This window comes from Streptomyces sp. NPDC048521, from assembly GCF_043199855.1.
Classification (GTDB): Bacteria; Actinomycetota; Actinomycetes; order Streptomycetales; family Streptomycetaceae; genus Streptomyces.
The window spans coordinates 312,267-329,266 of the sequence record NZ_JBICWR010000004.1; the positions used below are offsets into that span (position 1 = coordinate 312,267).

A 17,000-nucleotide genomic window follows, 5' to 3' on the forward strand; every position below is an offset into this window, starting at 1 on the left:
GTAGGACACGATCTGACCTAGTGGGGTCCTAGCGTGAGCGCATGACCACCACGGAACAGACGTACCCCGCTCGGACGGCCGCAGGCGACGGTGGTTCCCGGGGCGCCCCGGCCGACCGCCGTCGCTGGTTGGCCCTGGCGATCATCATGACCGCCGCCTTCATGGACCTGGTCGACGTCACGATCGTCAACATCGCCATCCCGTCGATCCAGCGGACGGCCCACGCCTCCGTCAGCCAGATCCAGTGGATAACGGCCGGGTACGCCCTCGCCTTCGCCGCCGGCCTGATCACCGGTGGCCGTCTCGGCGACATCCACGGCCGCCGGCGGCTGTTCCTGATCGGCATCGGCGGCTTCACCCTCGCCTCCGCGCTGTGCGGCTTCGCCGTGAACCCGGAGATGCTGGTCGCCTCGCGCATCCTGCAGGGCGGCATGGCGGCGATGATGGTGCCGCAGGTGCTGTCGATCGTGCACGCCACCTTCCCCGCCCACGAACGCGGCAAGGTCTTCGGCCTGTTCGGCGCGATCGTCGGCCTGGGCGCGGTCTCGGGGCCGCTGCTCGGCGCGCTGCTGACGGAGTGGAACCTGTTCGGGCTGGAGTGGCGGCCCATCTTCCTCATCAACCTGCCGGTGGGCATCGCCTCCTGGCTGCTGGGGCGCCGTTACATCACCGAGTCCCGCGCCCCGAAGGCGCTCAGGCTGGACCTCGTCGGTGTCGCGCTGGTCTCGCTGGGCCTGCTGATGCTGCTCTACCCGCTCACCCGCGGCCGCGAGCTGGGCTGGCCGCTGTGGGGTCACGTCTCCATGGCAGGCGCGGTCGGTGTCTTCGCGGCGCTGGTGGCGTACGAGCGACGCAAGGCGGCCCGGGACGGCTCCCCGCTGATCGAGCTGTCGCTGTTCCGCGTGAAGAGCTTCGCCGCAGGCATCGCCGTACAGACCGTCTTCGGTGTCGCGCTCGGCATCTTCTTCCTGGTCTGGACGCTGTACATGCAGATCGGCCTCGGCTGGAGGCCGCTGCGGGCCGGCCTGACCGGCGTGCCGTTCTCCCTCGCGGTGTCGACGGCGGCCGGGATGTCGGTGCAGAAGCTGGTCCCGCGGTTCGGCCGCAAGGTGCTCCAGGCGGGCGCGCTGATCATGGGCGCGGGCGTACTGCTCTACCTGTGGGAGGCCCACCGCTACGGCCTCGCCATCGCTCCCTGGCAGATGGCCTTCCCGCTGGTCGTGATGGGCATCGGCATGGGCCTGATCGTCGCCCCGCTGACCGACGCGGTGCTCTCGGAGGTGCCGCGCGAGCACGCCGGTTCCGCGTCGGGGCTGATCAACACCGTGCAGCAGATGGGCAACGCGCTCGGGCTCGGGCTGGTGTCGGTGGTGTTCTTCGGTCAGATCGGCGACCGGCTGACCCGGGCCCAGGTCGGCCCGGCCTTCGTGCACGCCTTCCAGCACGCGCTGTGGTGGGTCGCCGGGATCATGGGCGCGATCTTCGTGCTGATGTCCGCCCTGCCCAAGCGGCCGGCCCAGCATGTCGAGGGCGCCGCCGACGGGGAGCTCCCGGCGCCGGAGAAGGAGCGCGAACTCGTGTCCTGACCAGCGCGGTGGTCTGGCCAGGCAGGACTTTTCTCCCCGCGCGGCGAGGGGCCCGGTACCGAGCAGGTACCGGGCCCCCCCCTTGTGCTGCCCGGACAGAAACGGAAGTCCGTTCATGCCCGATTACAGCCCGAACCTGTTTACTTTCCCGAAGTCCGAGCGTAACCTCACGGTGAAACCACACGTTCGGGCATGAGTCGGAGGCGAACGGACATGTACGCACCGGAGCGGCAGCAGGAGATCCTTCGGATCGCCCGTGACGGCGGCCGGGTGGACGTGCTGTCGCTGGCCGAGGAGTTCCAGGTCACGGCGGAGACGATCCGCCGCGATCTGAAGGCCCTCGACCGCGCCGGTCTGGTCCGCCGGGTGCACGGTGGCGCCATCCCGGTCGGCCGCCTCGACTTCGAGCCGGACCTCACCGAGCGCGAGTCCACCGCCGCCGACGAGAAGGACCGCATCGCCAAGGTCGCCCTCGCCGAACTGCCGACCGAGGGCACGATGATCCTCGACGCCGGTACGACGGTGGCCCGGGTCGCCGCGGCACTCCCGCTGGAGGCCTCCCTCACCGTCGTCACGCACAGCCTGCCCATCGCCGCCCGCCTCGCCGACCACCCGGGCATCCAGCTCCACCTGGTCGGGGGGCGCGTACGGCACCGCACACGCGCCGCCGTGGACGCGTGGGCGCTCCGCGCGTACGGCGAGATCCGCGCGGACGTGCTGCTCGTGGCGGCGAACGGCTTCTCCGCCGAGCACGGTCTGACCACCCCCGACCTCGCCGAGGCCGCCGTCAAGCGGGCGGCGGTCGCCGCCGCCCGCCGAGTCGTCCTCCTCGCCGACTCCTCCAAGCACGGCCAGGAGCACTTCGCACGCTTCGGCGACCTGAGCGACGTGGACCTGCTGATCACCGACAGCGGGCTGAGCCCCGAAGACACCGCCGCCATCGAGCGCGGCGGCACGGAAGTAGTGCGCGCATGATCCTCACCGTCACCCCCAACCCCTCCCTCGACCGCACCTACGAGGTCCAGGCCCTGGAGCGCGGCGAAGTCATCCGCGCCGAGACCGAGCGCATGGACCCCGGGGGCAAGGGCGTGAACGTCTCGCGCGCCGTCGCCGCCGCCGGGCGGCGCACGGTCGCCGTCCTGCCCCTGGGTGGTGCGCCGGGCGCGCTGGTCGCCGACCTGCTCGCCGCGCAGGGCATCGAGGCCGCGCCGGTCGCGATCGCCGGAGCCACCCGCTCGAACATCGCGCTCGTGGAGTCCGACGGAGTACTCACGAAGATCAACGCGCCGGGCCCCGAACTGTCGGCGGCGGAGCAGGAACGCCTCCTGGACACCGTGCGCGCGCAGTCGCACGACGCCGACTGGATCGCGTGCTGCGGCAGCCTGCCCCGGGGGCTCGCGCCCTCGTGGTACGCCGACGTCGTCACACGGGCGCACGCCGGAGGCGCGCGCATCGCCCTGGACACCTCGGGGCGTGCGCTCCTGAGGGCGCTGCGCGCGCAGCCCGATGTGGTGAAGCCCAACGCCGAGGAGCTGGCACAGGCCGTCGGGCGCCCGCTGACGACCGTGGGCGACGCGCTGAAGGCGGCCGAGGAACTGCGCGGGATGGGCGCGCGCGCCGTGCTCGCGAGCCTGGGTGCCGACGGCCAGCTCCTCGTGGAGGAGACCGGGGCCTGGTTCGGCAGCGCGCGCGTGGACACCGTCCGCAGCAACGTGGGCGCCGGTGACTCCTCCCTGGCCGGCTTCCTCGTCGCCGGCGGCAGCGGCCCTGAGGCCCTCGCCTCCGCCGTCGCCCACGGCGCCGCCGCCGTCCAGCTCCCCGGCAGCGTGATGCCGACCCCGGCCGACCTGGACCCGGCCGCGGTCACCGTCACCGCCGAGATCCCGCTGGAACGCGAACTGACGGAGCCGGTGACATGAACGCCCTGACCCGATGCCGTACGACCGCTCCGTACCGGCCGTGGCGAGGCTCCCCGTTACTCGCCGCCGCTCCCGCACCCACCACCTCCCCCCACCGCACTGCCGTCCCCTCTCCCGCCCGCCCCTCCCCCCGGGCGATACGCGTGCATAGGAGCCCGCGATGAGCTACATGATCACCGCGGACCTGGTCGACCTCGACCTGTCCGCCGACACCAAGGAAGCGGCGGCGCGCGCCCTCGCCGAGCGCATGGTGGCCCAGGGCCGGGTGACCGACCTGGAGGGCTTCCTCGCCGACGTGGCCGCCCGCGAGGCCCAGATGCCGACCGGCCTCGACGGCGGCATCGGCATCCCGCACTGCCGCAGCGCCCATGTCACCGAGCCGACCCTCGCCTTCGGCCGCAGCGCCGCCGGCATCGACTTCGGTGCCGCGGACGGCCCGGCCGATCTGATCTTCCTGATCGCGGCTCCCGCCGGCGCCGACGACGCCCACCTGACGATCCTCTCCTCGCTGGCCCGCCAGCTGATGAACACCGAGTTCACCTCCGCGCTGCGCACAGCGGGCGACGCTCAGACGGCCGCGGCGCTGATCCGCGGGGACGAGGTGTCGGCAGAGAGCACGCCGGCCGCCGCGGCGAGCGCTGCCGAGAGCGCCGGCGGGGAAACGGACGCGGGGGAGCAGGGTGCTTCGAGCGCCGCTCAGGGCGCTGAGGGCGCTCAAGGCGCCGTGGGCGCCTCCCAGGACACCGCTGCGGCGTCGGTGGCGGCCTCCACCGACGCCGCGGCGGGCAGTACGGCGCCCGCGGCGGGCGCTCCCGCCCCGGCACAGGCCGAGGGCGCCGGCTCCGGCGAGCGCCCCTTCCGCGTCGTCGCCGTCACCTCCTGCCCTACCGGCATCGCCCACACCTACATGGCGGCCGAGTCCCTGGAGAACGCCGGCCGCGAGGCGGGCGTCGAACTGGTCGTCGAGACGCAGGGCTCGGCCGGTTTCACCCGGCTGGACCCGGCGGTGATCGCGGCGGCGGACGGCGTGATCTTCGCGCACGACGTCCCCGTACGCGACAAGGACCGCTTCGCGGGCAAGCCGACCGTCGACGTCGGAGTGAAGGCGGGCATCAACCGCCCCGCCGACCTGATCGCCGAGGTCCGCGGCAAGGCGGCGCGTGGCGAGACGAGCGCCCCGGCGGCGTCGGGCGGCACGCCTGTCGAGCGCGCGGGCGACTCCACCGAGGGCTACGGCACCAAGCTGCGCAAGTGGCTGATGTCCGGCGTCAGCTACATGGTTCCGTTCGTCGCCGCCGGCGGTCTCCTCATCGCCCTGGGCTTCGCGATCGGCGGCTACAAGATCAACAAGGCGCCGTCGGTGATGGACCACTTCGTGTGGACCCAGGCCGACAGCTGGGCCGCGCTGCTCTTCCAGATCGGCGTCGTCTCCTTCGGCTTCCTGGTCCCGGTCCTGGCCGGTTACATCGCGTACGGCATGGCGGACCGCCCCGGTCTCGTCCCGGGCTTCGTCGGCGGCGCGATCTCCGTCACCATCAACGCGGGCTTCCTCGGCGGCCTGGCCGCCGGTCTGATCGCCGGTGGCGTGGTGCTGTCGATCCAGAAAGTGAAGATCCCGGCCGCGGTGCGCGGCATCATGCCGGTGGTGGTGATCCCGCTGATCTCCGCGGCCATCGTCGGCTTCCTGATGTTCGTCGTGATCGGCAAGCCCATCGCCTCCGCACAGAAGGGCCTGACCGACTGGCTGAACGGCCTCACGGGCAGCAACGCCATCCTGCTGGGCGCCCTGCTCGGCCTGATGATGTGCTTCGACCTCGGCGGCCCGGTCAACAAGGTCGCCTACACCTTCGCCACGGCCGGCATCGCCGTCTCCGACCCCAGCGACTCGGCGATGAAGATCATGGCCGCGGTGATGGCGGCCGGCATGGTCCCGCCGCTGGCGATGGCCCTGGCCACCACCGTGCGCGGCAAGCTGTTCACCCGGACCGAGCGCGAGAACGGCAAGGCCGCCTGGGTGCTGGGTGCCTCCTTCATCTCCGAGGGCGCGATCCCGTTCGCGGCGGCGGACCCGCTGCGGGTCATCCCGTCCGCCATGGTGGGTGGCGCCCTCACCGGTGCCCTGTCCATGGTCTTCGGTGCCACCCTGCGCGCCCCGCACGGCGGCGTCTTCGTGGTCCCGCTGATCGGCAACCCGTTCCTGTACCTGGTCGCCATCGCGGCCGGAGTCTGCGCCACCACGGCCCTGGTGGTCCTTCTGAAGGGGATGCGCAAGCAGACCCCGGAGACCACCACCGCCGACCCCGCGGCCGACACGGCCACCACCCCGAAGGAGACCAAGCAGCCGGTGGCGGCCTGACCGCCGCTCAAACCCCCTGCGATTGTTGTCCCTTTGGTTCGCTGTGAGTTGTTCACGGCACCTGCGAGATACGTCACGGTCCGGGACCAAAGTCCCGGACCGTGGTGTGTACTGGGGCGCATGCCTGCGCACGTCCCGACTCTCCAGCTGATCGGCGTGGCCGTCCTCGCGGTGGCGGCCGCCGCCTGGGCCGTCGTCCTGTGGCGCCTGCTGCGCCGAACCGGTCTCAGGGCTCCCGCACGGCGCCGCGCCGCGCCCCTGCCGGCCCTGCCGCGCCAGCGCCGGATCGGCCCCCCGCAGGAGTCCGTCGAACTGACCCCCGCGGAACAGGACGCGTTCGCAGGCCTCGTACGGCAACTGGCCAACGGCTGACCGCCAGACGGCGCGCCCGCAGCCGCCGACCGAGGCGGGGGCAGGCGGTACGCCGCTCGAGGCGGGGGCAGGCGGTACGCCGGCGCTACCCCTGCCGCGCCGCGCGCTGCTCCATGGCCTGCCGGGCCGCGTCCTCGGACAGGTACACCTCGCACATGTGCCGCCCGTCGGGGGTGGCCGTGTGCTCGACCTCCCACAAGGAGACCTCACTGCCGCCCGGCAGCAGGAACGCGTGCTCGTACAGCGCGTAGCTCAGCCCCACGCGGCCGGCCCGCCCCGGCCGTCCGAACGCCTGCGTGATCTGGTGCGCGGTCGCCGTCGCCAGCAGCGCCGCCGTGTCCGCGCCGGGCCGGTCGGGGTTCTCCGCACGGCGCAGGAGCCGGCGCACGTGGTCCGCCGAGTCGTCGGAGGCGAACACATGCCGGGGCTCGGGAATCGCCCACAGCCGCATCAGCGCGGGCACCTCGAAGTCCGGCGCGTCCAAAGGCGGCCCCAGCCGTGCCGTGGCGGTCTGCAGCTCCTCCTGGTCGACATACACCTCGTGCTGCTGGGGGCCACCCGGAGTGGTGTTGTGCGCCAGCTCCCACAGCGTGACCGCCGAACCGTCGGCGAGCAGCCAGGTGTGCCGGTAGGTCTCACGGTGCAGCCCCGCGCTGTGGTGCGCGGAGTGCAGCGAACTGTCGTGCGCCAGCGCGCAGTCGAGTCGCCGTATCACGTCGTCGGGCAGCTCGAAGGAGTTCAGGGCACGGCCGAGGAGTCGCGCGAGGTGCTCCTCCGGAGACTCGGGCGACTCGGCTGGTTCGTACGCTGCGGTCTCGTACGGAACGCTCAAGGCTTCTCCCGGCGTTGCTGCATGTCACCTTGTGGGTGCATACCGTAGCCCCTCGGTCGGACATCATGTCCGCGAACCGAGAAAACGTACGTGCTGAAAACGCGCGGGCCGCGCGAAAAATTCCCGCGCGGCCCGTCGTCCGGTCAAAAGACGCCGCTCAGAGGGCGCTTCCCGCTGTCCAGGCGCTCCAGGACATGTTCCAGCCGTTGAGGCCGTTGTCCGGTGCCACCGTCGTGTCCGGGGAGTTCTTCACGATCACGACGTCCCCGATGAGCGAGTTGTCGAAGAACCACTTGGCCGACGTCGCGCCCTGCGCGCCCTGCACGTCCGCGAGGCCGACGCAGCCGTGGCTGGTGCCCTGGCGGCCGAAGGGCGGGTTGCCCTTGTCGTACCAGTAGTTGCCGTGGATGAACGTGCCGGACTGGCTCAGCCGCATCGCGTGCGGCACGTCCGGGATGTCGTACTCCCCGCCGAAGCCGACCGTCGAGCCGTTCATCCGGGTCTGCACGAACTTCTCGGAGATGACCATCTGCCCGTTGTACGTGGTGTGCTGCGGGCTGCCGGCGGAGATCGGCACCGACTTGATCGTCTTGCCGTCCCGCACCACCGTCATCGTCTGCGTGCCGGCGTCGACCGTGGAGACCTGCGACCGCCCGATGGTGAAGGAGACGGTCTTCTTCTGCACCCCGGACACGCCCTTGGCGCCCTGTACCCCGTCCAGGTCGATCCGCATCGTGACCTTGGATCCGGCCTTCCAGTACTCCTGCGGCCGGAAGTCCAGCCGCCGGTCCCCGAACCAGTGCCCGACCACCTGCTGACCGCTGTCGGCGTCGACCGTGATGTGCGACTGCACGGCCTTCTTGTCGGTGATCGACTTGTCGAAGGTGAACGACACCGGCATCCCCACCCCGACCGTGGTGCCGTTGTCCGGTGTGTAGGTGCCGATGAAGCTGTTGGCCGTGGTGACGGTGGTGAAGATGGAGTTGGCCGCCGCCGTGCGTCCGTCACCGTCCTGGGCGGTCGCGTCTATCTCGTACTTCGTCCCGCGCTCGAGCCGCTGCTTCGGCTTCCAGCTGCTGCCGTCCGCCGATATCGCCCCCGGCACGGACTGCCCCGACCCCGCCACGGTCATCTTCACGTCGGTCAGCCTGCCGCCGCTGACCTTCACCCCGGTCGCGTTGATGGACGCGTCCGTCGCGCCGTCCCGGGCCGAGATCACGATCTTCGCCGTCGATGTCTTGGGGGAGTTCTTGCCCCCCTTGCCGTCGTCGGTGGCGTTGGCGCTGCCGCCGCAGGCGGTCAGGGTGAGGGCGCCGACCATCAGGGCGGCACAGGCCCCCAGTGCGCGCCGCGCTGCAATGTCCGGCGTTGTCACGGGCTGCTCCAGGTTCTTGTGATGTGCGCGATCCGTTCCAGTGCGTGAGAAAAGAGGGCACTGGCGGGCGACTGGGTTCCCTCCGTCGCCCGTGAACGCCCGCACGTGACAGAACCGGGACAATCCATGCCGGTGGGCGCCCGCGTCCGGGCCTCCCGCACCACCCCTACTCCCCGCCGTACAACTCCCCGTAGGACGGCCACACTCCTCCCGGCCCCTCGACCGACTCGGCGGCGCGTACGGCCCGTACGATCGCGCGCGTCACGAGGTCCGCGCCCGCCGCGAGGAGGTCGTTGAGCGCCAAGGGGTGTGTGTCGAGCGGGTGCGTGCCGGTCGCCAGCGCGAACACCGTGTCGCCGTCGTGCAGGAGGTGCACGGGCCGTACGGCGCGTGCGATGCCGTCGTGCGCCGTGCCCGCCAGCTTCTGCGCCTGTGCCCGGGAGAGGTTCGCGTCGGTCGCGACCACCGCCAGCGTGGTGTTGAGCGGCGGCGCGTTGCGGGCGGCGACCTCGGCGAGCCGGCGACGGGCGGCCTCGTGCACGCGCGCCTGCGGATACTCCACCCGGCCGTGGAGCAACTCCCCGTACAGCGCCCCGGTTTCGGGATCCACCACCGATCCCGCGGCGTTCGCGACCACCAGCGCGGCCACGGTGATGCCCGAGCCGAGCACCGTGCTCGCGGTGCCCACCCCTCCCTTGAGCCCGCCCGCCACGGCGCCCGTGCCGGCGCCCACGCCCCCCTCGGGCACCCGAGCTCCCGGCGCGGTCGCCGCGGCGGCCTCCACCGCCGCGCGTCCCGTCGCGGCGTCCGGCCGCGCCCGGAAGTCGCCCCCGCGCCCCAGATCGAAGACGCACGCGGCGGGCACGACCGGCACGACGTGTGCCGGGTCCGTCCCCACCGGTACTCCCCGCCCCCGCTCTTCCAGCCAGGCCATCACGCCGGACGCGGCGTCGAGCCCGTACGCGCTGCCGCCGGTCAGCACGACCGCGTCGACCGTCTGCACCACATTGCGCGGGTCGAGCGCGTCGGTCTCCTTGGTGCCCGGCCCGCCGCCGCGCACGTCCACCGCGGCGACGGCCCCTCCCTCGGGAGCGAGGACGACCGTGGTGCCGGTGAGCCAACCGTCCCCGCTGCGGGTGGCGTGCCCCACCCGCAGCCCGGCGACGTCCGTCAATGCGTCAACTGTCATGGGCGTCAGTCTGGCCCAGTGCGCGACGCCTCCTGCGGCTCAGCCGGCCGGTGCGGTGAAGTCCGCCTCGCGGCCCCGGCCGGCCGTGCGGGCGGTCAGCACCACCCCGGTCGCCACCGCGGCCGAGGACACGAGCCCCGCCGCGAGCACCCCCCAGTCGCCCAGGAAGGTGCAGCAGATCACCAGCAGAGCGGTGACGGGCAGCACCGTCTGCTGAACGATGCCGATCTTGAAGTGCCGCGAGTGCAGGGCCCAGACCGTCAGCAGGTACAGAGCCGTCGGCAACGTCACGGCCGCCGAGGCGGACAGCGTGGAGATGTGCGCCTTGCCGACCGACTGTTCCACGGCCACCTCCAGACCCGCGCCGATCGCCGCGGCCGAGGCGAAGATCAGGTAGTGGCCGTAGCCCCACAGGAACGACTGCCGGTTGGAGCGCAGGTGGCCGTGGATGGGTACCACGAAGTAGATCCACCACGCGGAGAAGACGATCAGGAGCCCGCCCGCCGCGATGGGCACCAACTCGCCGAGCGCGTCATGCTCGTCCACGGCCGATTTCACGGCGATCGTGGCCGCGGCGATCGTCTCGCCGAGCACGATGATCGTGAACAGGCCGTACCGCTCGGCGATGTGACGCGGATGCCAGGAGGTCCCGTGGGCCCTCTCGGCGAACAGCGGTACGCACAGTTCCGCGATCACCATCACGAGGAACGCCCAGGACCGGGCGGGCTCGGGCAGCAGGATCAACCCGAGCCAGCCGACCAGGCACAGCAGCACACCGGAGACGTACCGGAGCGCCATGGTCCGCTCCGCGCCCGAGGCCGGTCTCGCGGCTCTCAGCCACTGAGCGGCCATCGCCAGCCGCATGATCACGTAACCGAGCCAGACGATCAGGTAGTCGTGGTGCTCGAAGGCCCGGGAGACACCGGCGGCCAGGACCAGGACGCCGGCGATCTGCACCAGGGTGACGACCCGGTAGAGCGGGTCGTCGTTGTCGTACGCCGAGGCGAACCAGGTGAAGTTCATCCAGGCCCACCAGATGGAGAAGAACACCATCGCGTAGCTGAGGATCCCGGGGCCCGGATGCCCTTCGGCGACGGCGTGCACCAGTTGCGCGCCCGCCTGCGCGACCGCCACGACGAAACAGAGGTCGAAGAAGAGCTCCAGCGGGGAGGAGACCCGGTGCACCTCGTCGCGCCCGCGCGCGGTGAGCCGCCGCAGGAGGCCGGACGACTGCGGTGCGCTCGAGGAGGCCGGCGCCGGAGTGGAACTGGACGTCATGCCTCTTAGAACAGCAGAAAAATCTTGTGAACGGGCTCACAAGCGATCGGGGTGCGGAGTCGGCACTCCGTCGGCCCGCCGCTGCGGGGCCGTACCCTTGGGGCATGAGCACCGCCCCGGAACCCGAGCCGCGCGACCCGAAGCCCGCGCTGGTCTTCGACGACCCGCTGGACCAGCAGTCCTCGGACGACACCGACCGCGGATGGGGCGAGCGCCCGGCCGGCGACAGCGCCGCCGACCTGAAGCGCTTCCTCGACGAGAAGCCGCCCCACCACCTCTGAGCCGTCCGCGGGTGCGTCGCTAGCGCTCGTCGTGGCCGGAGGCGCGCTGCGCGACCAGCGCGTCGCGGATCTCCTTGAGCACCTCCAGCTCGGACACCTCGATGACCTCCTTCGTGCCCTCCCGCGCCGCCTTGCGGGCCGCCTGCCGGGCCAGGTACTTCGCCATCGGCAGGACCATCAGGAAGTACACCACCGCCGCGGTGATCACGAAGGTGAGCGTCGCGCCGAGGACAGAGCCCCACAGGATCGGCACCCCGCTCTTGACCGAGCCGTCCGCGCCCACCTGGCACGGGTCCTTCAGGCACGAGCTGTAGTTGTCCAGGTTCTGCGTGCCGATCGCGCCGACCAGCGGGTTGATGATCCCCTTCACCAGCGAGTTGACGATGTTCGTGAAGGCCGCGCCGATGACCACCGCGACTGCCAGATCGACGACGTTGCCGCGCATCAGGAAGGCCTTGAAGCCCTGCCAGACGCTCGGTTCCTTCTTCGCGCTCACCTCGCGGACTCTCCTCGCATGCACAGGGTGTGGAATGGGGCCCTCCGCAACCTACGGCACGGTGCGGCCAGGGCACCCCATTCTGTAACTCGATCGAGGGACTTGACAGCAAGCTGCAGGGAAAAGCCACCAGAAGGTTCAGCACAGCGTCACCGCCAGTCGCGCCGTGTTGCTCGCGCCGACCAGCCGTGCCGCGGTGGCGCGTGGCACCGACAGCACGACCAACGCCCCGCTCTCGGCGGCGCCTTCCAGAGGCTCCGGCACCTTCGTCACCCGTACACCGCGCGCCAGTACCCGCGCACCGCCCCCGGTCGACGGGTCCTGCGCGGCGATGACGTCGACGCGGTCGCCGGCGCGCAGGAGCCGGACCGTGGCGGCGTCGGCGATCCGCACCGGCGCCGTCACCACGTCCACCGCGGTGTGCCGGCGTACCGGCTCCGCGACCGGGTGCCCGCGGGCCCGCTCCGACCGGTGCGGTTCCGTCGCGGTGCGCGGTCCCGCGGCCACCAGCGCGGCGGCCGTCACCGCGAGGCCGGCCGCGATGGCCCGCCTGCGATGCCGTACGAACCGTTGCAGCTGATACCGCCCGCCGCGCACGCGCACCGGAGCGAACTGCGGTACCTCACAGGTGGCCGGGGCGTCCGTGCCCAGCGGACGCGGGAGACGGAGGGGAGGGGGGAACGGGGAAGCGGCGGGCGGGCCGGAAAGGGGTGAGGGGAGCAAGTGGGAGGACGGGGTGGGGGACGACGAGGGCGAAGGCACGGGAATCACCGCCTGCGACGAGGAGTTCGGCTTGCTCTGCCACGATGACGCCTCGCGCCGAATCCCGTCGGAGCCGGTGGACCACGGGCGGATTGTGGACAACCCGCCCGCCCGAACGGGGAATTCCGCTCGGTTGTCCCCAGGCGGCCTACGGCAGCTCGAACCCCGGGTCCATGCCGCCGAGCGCGTTCACGCACAGGCAGTCCCGTGCCGCGGTCTCCGGCAGCGCCGCCACCGCGTCGAACAGCACTCCGCGCATCCGGTCCACGTTGGCCGCGAACACGCGCAGCACCTCCTCGTGGGAGACGCCCTCGCCGGTCTCGGCGCCCGCGTCCAGATCGGTGACCAGGGTCAGCGACGTGTAGCACAGCTCCAGTTCCCGGGCGAGCGCCGCTTCGGGGTGACCGGTCATGCCCACGACCGACCAGCCCTGCGCCTGGTGCCACAACGATTCGGCACGGGTCGAGAAGCGCGGCCCCTCGACGACGACCAGGGTGCCGCCGTCCACCGGCTCCCAGTCCCGCCCGCGCGCCGCCTTCAGCGCGGCCGACCGTCCGGTGGGGCAGTAGGGGTCGGCCACGGACACGTGCACGACGTTCGGCACGGTGCCGTCGGGCAGCGGCAGCCCGTCGAAGTACGTCTGCGCCCGGGACTTCGTACGGTCCACCAGCTGGTCGGGTACCAGCAGCGTGCCGGGGCCGTACTCGGGACGCAGCCCGCCCACCGCGCACGGGCCGAGGACCTGGCGGACCCCGAGTGAGCGCAGGGCCCACAGGTTGGCCCGGTAGTTGATGCGGTGCGGCGGCAGGTGGTGGCCGCGGCCGTGCCGGGGCAGGAAGGCCACCCGTCGGCCCGCGATCTCGCCGAGGAAGAGGGAGTCGCTGGGCGGCCCGTAGGGGGTGTCCACCTCGACCTCGGTCACGTCGTCGAGGAACGAGTAGAAGCCCGAGCCGCCGATTACGCCGATCTCTGCGTTCGCCATGACCAGCACATTAGCGGGCCCGGGGGAACACGGGGCAGCCGGTGCGGGACATGCCGAAGACCCCGCCGTCGTACGACGGCAGGGCCCGGGGTGAGAGGTCTCAGGCGGCGGAGCTGCTGGCGGAGCTCGACGACGACGTCGACGAAGAGGTCGACGAGGACGAGGACGACTTCGAGTCGGACGACGACGAGCTGGACTTGGTGGCGGGGCTGCTGCTCGACGTGGAACCGCGCGAGTCGTTGCGGTAGAAGCCGGAGCCCTTGAAGACGATGCCGACCGCGGAGAACACCTTCTTCAGGCGGCCACCGCAGTTGGGGCACTCGGTCAGAGCGTCGTCGGTGAACTTCTGCACCGCCTCGAGGCCCTCGCCGCACTCGGTGCACTGGTACTGGTAGGTCGGCACTGTCTTCCTCCTGGCACTCTCACTCAATGAGTGCTAACGAGGGTCCATAGTGACGTATTCCCGGGGATCAGTCCACCGTGACCGGCACGCGGTGACCGACGCCACGTGCGACGGTCCGGTTCAGGTGCTGGGCGACCAGCAGCGAGCGCAGCGCCACCAGGGTCACCAGCGCGAGCACCGTGCCCGCCATGGGCACCAGGAATCCCGCGCCGTCCCACAACCGGTCCTCCAGCTGTCCGGCGACCGTGACGGCGGCCGCCTGGCCGAGTGCGACAGCGCCGGTCAGCCAGGTGAAGGCCTCGGTGCGGGCACCGGCCGGGACCAGGCCCTCGACCAGCGTGTAGCCGGTGATCAGCGCCGGGGCGATGCACATGCCGACCAGCAGGCCGAGGCCGGCCAGGAGCAGCACCGAATGCGCCGTCCACAGGGCGGAGGCGGTCAGCGCGAGCGCCGTGTAGCCGATGACCAGGCGCCGCTGGGGGGCGGCCTTCCAGGCGATGGCGCCGCAGGCGATGCCGGAGAGCATGTTGCCGGCCGCGAAGACGCCGTACAGGACGCCGTTCAGGCCGGGCTCGCCGATCGAGTCGGTGAACGCGGCCAGCGACACCTGCATCCCGCCGAAGACGGACCCGATGCCCAGGAACGTCACGATCAGCACACGCACGCCCGGGACGCGCAGGGCCGAGGCGTGCTGCACGCGCGCGTGCCCGCTCTCGGCACCCACCGGCGGTTGCGTGCCCTTCTGCGCGGCGAACAGCAGGCCGCCGACAAGGGTCAGCGCGGCCTCCGTGACCAGGCCCGCCGACGGCGTCACAGCGGTGCACAGGGCGGTCGCCAGCAGTGGGCCGAAGACGAAGGTCAGCTCGTCCGTGACCGACTCGAACGCCGCCGCGGTGGTCATCAGGGGCGAGCCCTGCAGCTTCACGCCCCAGCGCGCACGCACCATCGGGCCGACCTGCGGCACCGAGGCACCGGTGGGGACGGCCGCCACGAACAATGCCCACAGGGGCGCGTGGGCCAGCGCGAGTGCCGTCAGGGACAGGCCCGCCAGCGTGTGCACCAGGACGCCGGGGATCAGCACGGCGCGCTGGCCGTAGCGGTCGGCGAGGCGGCCGCTGTACGGGGCGAACAGCGCCATGGAGACACCGGTGGCGGCCGCGGCGGCGCCCGCGGCGCCGTACGAGCCGGTGGTGTGCTGGACGAGCAGCACGATGGAGATCGTGAGCATCGCGAACGGCTGGCGTGCCGCGAAGCCGGGGAGCAGGAACGTCCAGGCGCCGCGGGTGCGCAGCAGCTGTCCGTATCCCGGGCGGGACGGCGCCGACGGGTTCTCCGCCGGCTCGGTGGTGACCGTGGACGCCACGGCCCGTGCCTTTCTACCGCCTGGTAGCGCGCCCGTGCGGGGGGCGCCGAGAGCTGTCCTCTTGCGCGGAACTGCGGTAGATACCGGTGCCGCTGCCAAGGGCGTTCCGGCCGCCATACGGTCGCGCCAGCTCTGCATCAGGCAGAGTTGGTTCGATCAGGGTGCGCCTTCATGGTACAGGGATCATTGCCTCGTACGGCTGTGAAAGTGAGCACCATGGACGGGGTCACCTGGGATTTCCCGGGCGATCAACGGTGGGGTGCAGCCCTCAACGCGAGCTGCCCGCGCCGCCCGTGCCCAGCCACCCCGCCAGCTTGCCGCCGTGGGCCACCGCGCGCAGGCGCCGTTCCGCCGCGTCGCGGACCGGGTCGGTGGCGACGACCAGCAGCTCGTCCCCCCGCCGCAGCACGGTCGTAGGCAAGGGAACGAACGATTTCCCTTCGCGCACGACGAGGGTGACGGCGGCGCCCGACGGCAGCCGTAGCTCGTGGACCTCCACGCCGTGCATCCGGGAGCCCTCGGGGACGGAGATGGACAGCAGGTGCCCGCGCAGCCGCTCCAGGGGCGCCGACTCGATGCCGAGGTCGGAGGCCTCGCCCTGCTCGCCCAGGCGCAGCTTGCGCGCCAGCCAGGGCAGCGTCGGCCCCTGGACCAGGGTGTAGACGACGACCAGGACGAAGACGATGTTGAAGATGCGGCGGCTGCCGGCGACGCCGTTCACCATCGGGATGGTCGCCAGGATGATGGGCACGGCGCCGCGCAGGCCCGCCCAGGACATCAGGGTCTGTTCCTGCCACGGCACGCGGAACGGCGCCAGGCTGAGGACCACGCTCAGCGGCCTGGCCACCATGGTCAGGACCAGCCCGATGAGCAGGGCGGGCCAGACGTCGTCGCCCAGCTCGTGCGGGGTGACCAGCAGGCCGAGTACGACGAACATGCCGATCTGCGCGATCCAGCCGAGCCCCTCGGCGAAGCCGCGCGTGGCGGGCCAGTGCGGCAGCTTGGCGTTGCCGAGCACCATCGAGGCCAGGTAGACGGCCAGGAAGCCGCTGCCGTGCGCCAGTGCGCCGGCGGCGTACGCCGTGACGGCGATGGCCATCACGGCGATCGGGTACAGGCCCGAGGCGGGCAGGGCCACGTGCCTGAGCCCCCAGGAACCGAACCAGCCGACCGCCAGTCCCAGGGCCGCGCCGATGCCCAGCTCCAGGGTTATCTCGCCCAGCAGCGCGTACCAGTGCTCGACCGGGCCGGCCGTGGAGAAGGCGACGACCAGGATGACCACCGGGGCGTCGTTGAAGCCGGACTCCGCCTCCAGGGTGCCCGTCACGCGCGCGGGGAGGGGAATTCTGCGCAGCACGGAGAAGACCGCCGCCGCGTCCGTGGACGACACCACCGCGCCGATGATGAGCGCCTGCCGCCATTCCAGCCCGACCAGGTAGTGCGCGCCCGCCGCCGTGACACCGACGCTGACCGCGACTCCCACCGTCGCCAGGACGGAGGCGGAGGACAGGACCGGCCGGATCTCCTTCCACTTCGTGCCCAGGCCGCCTTCGGCGAGGATCACGACCAGGGCCGCGTATCCCATGACCTGGGTCACTTCGGCGCTGTTGAAGTGGATGTCGCCGATGCCGTCCTGGCCCATGAGGACGCCGATCCCCAGGTAGACGAGCAGGCTGGGGAGCCCGCTGCGGGAGGAGATCCGGACGGCCGCGACGGCGACGAGCAGGACGACGGAGCAGACGAGCAGGAGCTGGTTGAGGTGGTGGACAGTCAGCGGCGGTGCCTCCCTGAGTTCTCCGGGTTACT

Annotated in this window: 16 protein-coding genes; 6 read left to right on the forward strand and 10 right to left on the reverse strand. The window is 71.9% G+C overall.

The genetic code is table 11. The features are described 5' to 3' along the window. The first annotated feature begins 41 nt into the window (after window positions 1–41). From ACGFRF_RS12400 to ACGFRF_RS12420, 5 genes are all read left to right on the forward strand, one after another. The gene (locus ACGFRF_RS12400) at window positions 42–1,586 is read left to right on the forward strand and encodes an MFS transporter (RefSeq protein WP_393738891.1); all 1,545 of its coding nucleotides are present in this window, start codon (window positions 42–44) and stop codon (window positions 1,584–1,586) included. 213 nt (window positions 1,587–1,799) lie between these two features. Beyond that, window positions 1,800–2,561: a DeoR/GlpR family DNA-binding transcription regulator gene (locus ACGFRF_RS12405; RefSeq protein WP_393739353.1), complete on the forward strand. Its 762-nt coding sequence runs from the start codon at window positions 1,800–1,802 to the stop codon at window positions 2,559–2,561. Beyond that, window positions 2,558–3,505 carry a 1-phosphofructokinase gene (pfkB, locus tag ACGFRF_RS12410; protein ID WP_393738893.1) on the forward strand — a complete coding sequence of 316 codons (948 nt, stop codon included), beginning with the start codon at window positions 2,558–2,560 and terminating at the stop codon, window positions 3,503–3,505. The genes ACGFRF_RS12405 and pfkB overlap by 4 nt, the downstream gene beginning before the upstream one ends. Window positions 3,506–3,665: 160 nt before the next feature. Continuing rightward, window positions 3,666–5,861, forward strand: coding sequence for a fructose-specific PTS transporter subunit EIIC (locus ACGFRF_RS12415; RefSeq protein ID WP_393738895.1), 2,196 nt, complete (start codon window positions 3,666–3,668; stop codon window positions 5,859–5,861). A gap of 120 nt (window positions 5,862–5,981) precedes the next feature. Further along, the gene (locus ACGFRF_RS12420) at window positions 5,982–6,233 is read left to right on the forward strand and encodes a hypothetical protein (RefSeq protein ID WP_393738897.1); all 252 of its coding nucleotides are present in this window, start codon (window positions 5,982–5,984) and stop codon (window positions 6,231–6,233) included. An 85-nt stretch (window positions 6,234–6,318) separates the two neighbouring features. Here the strand turns inward: ACGFRF_RS12420 and ACGFRF_RS12425 are convergent, their stop codons facing one another. From ACGFRF_RS12425 to ACGFRF_RS12440, 4 genes are all read right to left on the reverse strand, one after another. Continuing rightward, on the reverse strand, window positions 6,319–7,065 hold the full coding sequence (locus tag ACGFRF_RS12425) for a DUF6227 family protein (RefSeq protein ID WP_393738899.1): 747 nt from the start codon (window positions 7,063–7,065) through the stop codon (window positions 6,319–6,321). 157 nt (window positions 7,066–7,222) lie between these two features. Then, a complete protein-coding gene (locus ACGFRF_RS12430; protein ID WP_393738901.1) occupies window positions 7,223–8,440 on the reverse strand; it encodes an Ig-like domain-containing protein in 1,218 nt (405 codons plus the stop codon). Window positions 8,441–8,606: 166 nt separating this feature from the next. After that, window positions 8,607–9,629, reverse strand: coding sequence for a P1 family peptidase (locus tag ACGFRF_RS12435; protein WP_393738903.1), 1,023 nt, complete (start codon window positions 9,627–9,629; stop codon window positions 8,607–8,609). Between the two features lie 39 nt (window positions 9,630–9,668). Next, window positions 9,669–10,907, reverse strand: a complete 1,239-nt coding sequence (locus tag ACGFRF_RS12440; protein WP_393738905.1) for a low temperature requirement protein A — start codon at window positions 10,905–10,907, stop codon at window positions 9,669–9,671. 104 nt (window positions 10,908–11,011) lie between these two features. On the opposite strand from ACGFRF_RS12440, the gene ACGFRF_RS12445 reads away from it, so the two are divergent. Next, entirely contained in the window at window positions 11,012–11,188 is a 177-nt protein-coding gene (locus ACGFRF_RS12445) for a hypothetical protein (RefSeq protein ID WP_393738907.1), read from the forward strand. Between the two features lie 19 nt (window positions 11,189–11,207). On the opposite strand, the gene mscL is transcribed toward ACGFRF_RS12445, so the two are convergent. From mscL to ACGFRF_RS12475, 6 genes are all read right to left on the reverse strand, one after another. Then, window positions 11,208–11,684, reverse strand: a complete 477-nt coding sequence (mscL, locus tag ACGFRF_RS12450; protein ID WP_393738909.1) for a large conductance mechanosensitive channel protein MscL — start codon at window positions 11,682–11,684, stop codon at window positions 11,208–11,210. Between the two features lie 138 nt (window positions 11,685–11,822). Beyond that, entirely contained in the window at window positions 11,823–12,407 is a 585-nt protein-coding gene (locus ACGFRF_RS12455) for a hypothetical protein (protein WP_393739355.1), read from the reverse strand. Between the two features lie 187 nt (window positions 12,408–12,594). Beyond that, complete coding sequence (locus tag ACGFRF_RS12460; RefSeq protein WP_393738911.1) at window positions 12,595–13,428, reverse strand: S-methyl-5'-thioadenosine phosphorylase; 834 nt, start codon at window positions 13,426–13,428, stop codon at window positions 12,595–12,597. A gap of 100 nt (window positions 13,429–13,528) precedes the next feature. Continuing rightward, window positions 13,529–13,831, reverse strand: coding sequence for an FmdB family zinc ribbon protein (locus ACGFRF_RS12465; RefSeq protein ID WP_393738913.1), 303 nt, complete (start codon window positions 13,829–13,831; stop codon window positions 13,529–13,531). Window positions 13,832–13,898: 67 nt separating this feature from the next. Then, entirely contained in the window at window positions 13,899–15,194 is a 1,296-nt protein-coding gene (locus ACGFRF_RS12470) for an MFS transporter (protein WP_393738915.1), read from the reverse strand. A gap of 268 nt (window positions 15,195–15,462) precedes the next feature. Beyond that, complete coding sequence (locus ACGFRF_RS12475) at window positions 15,463–16,968, reverse strand: potassium/proton antiporter (protein WP_393739357.1); 1,506 nt, start codon at window positions 16,966–16,968, stop codon at window positions 15,463–15,465. Between the last annotated feature and the right edge of the window lie 32 nt (window positions 16,969–17,000).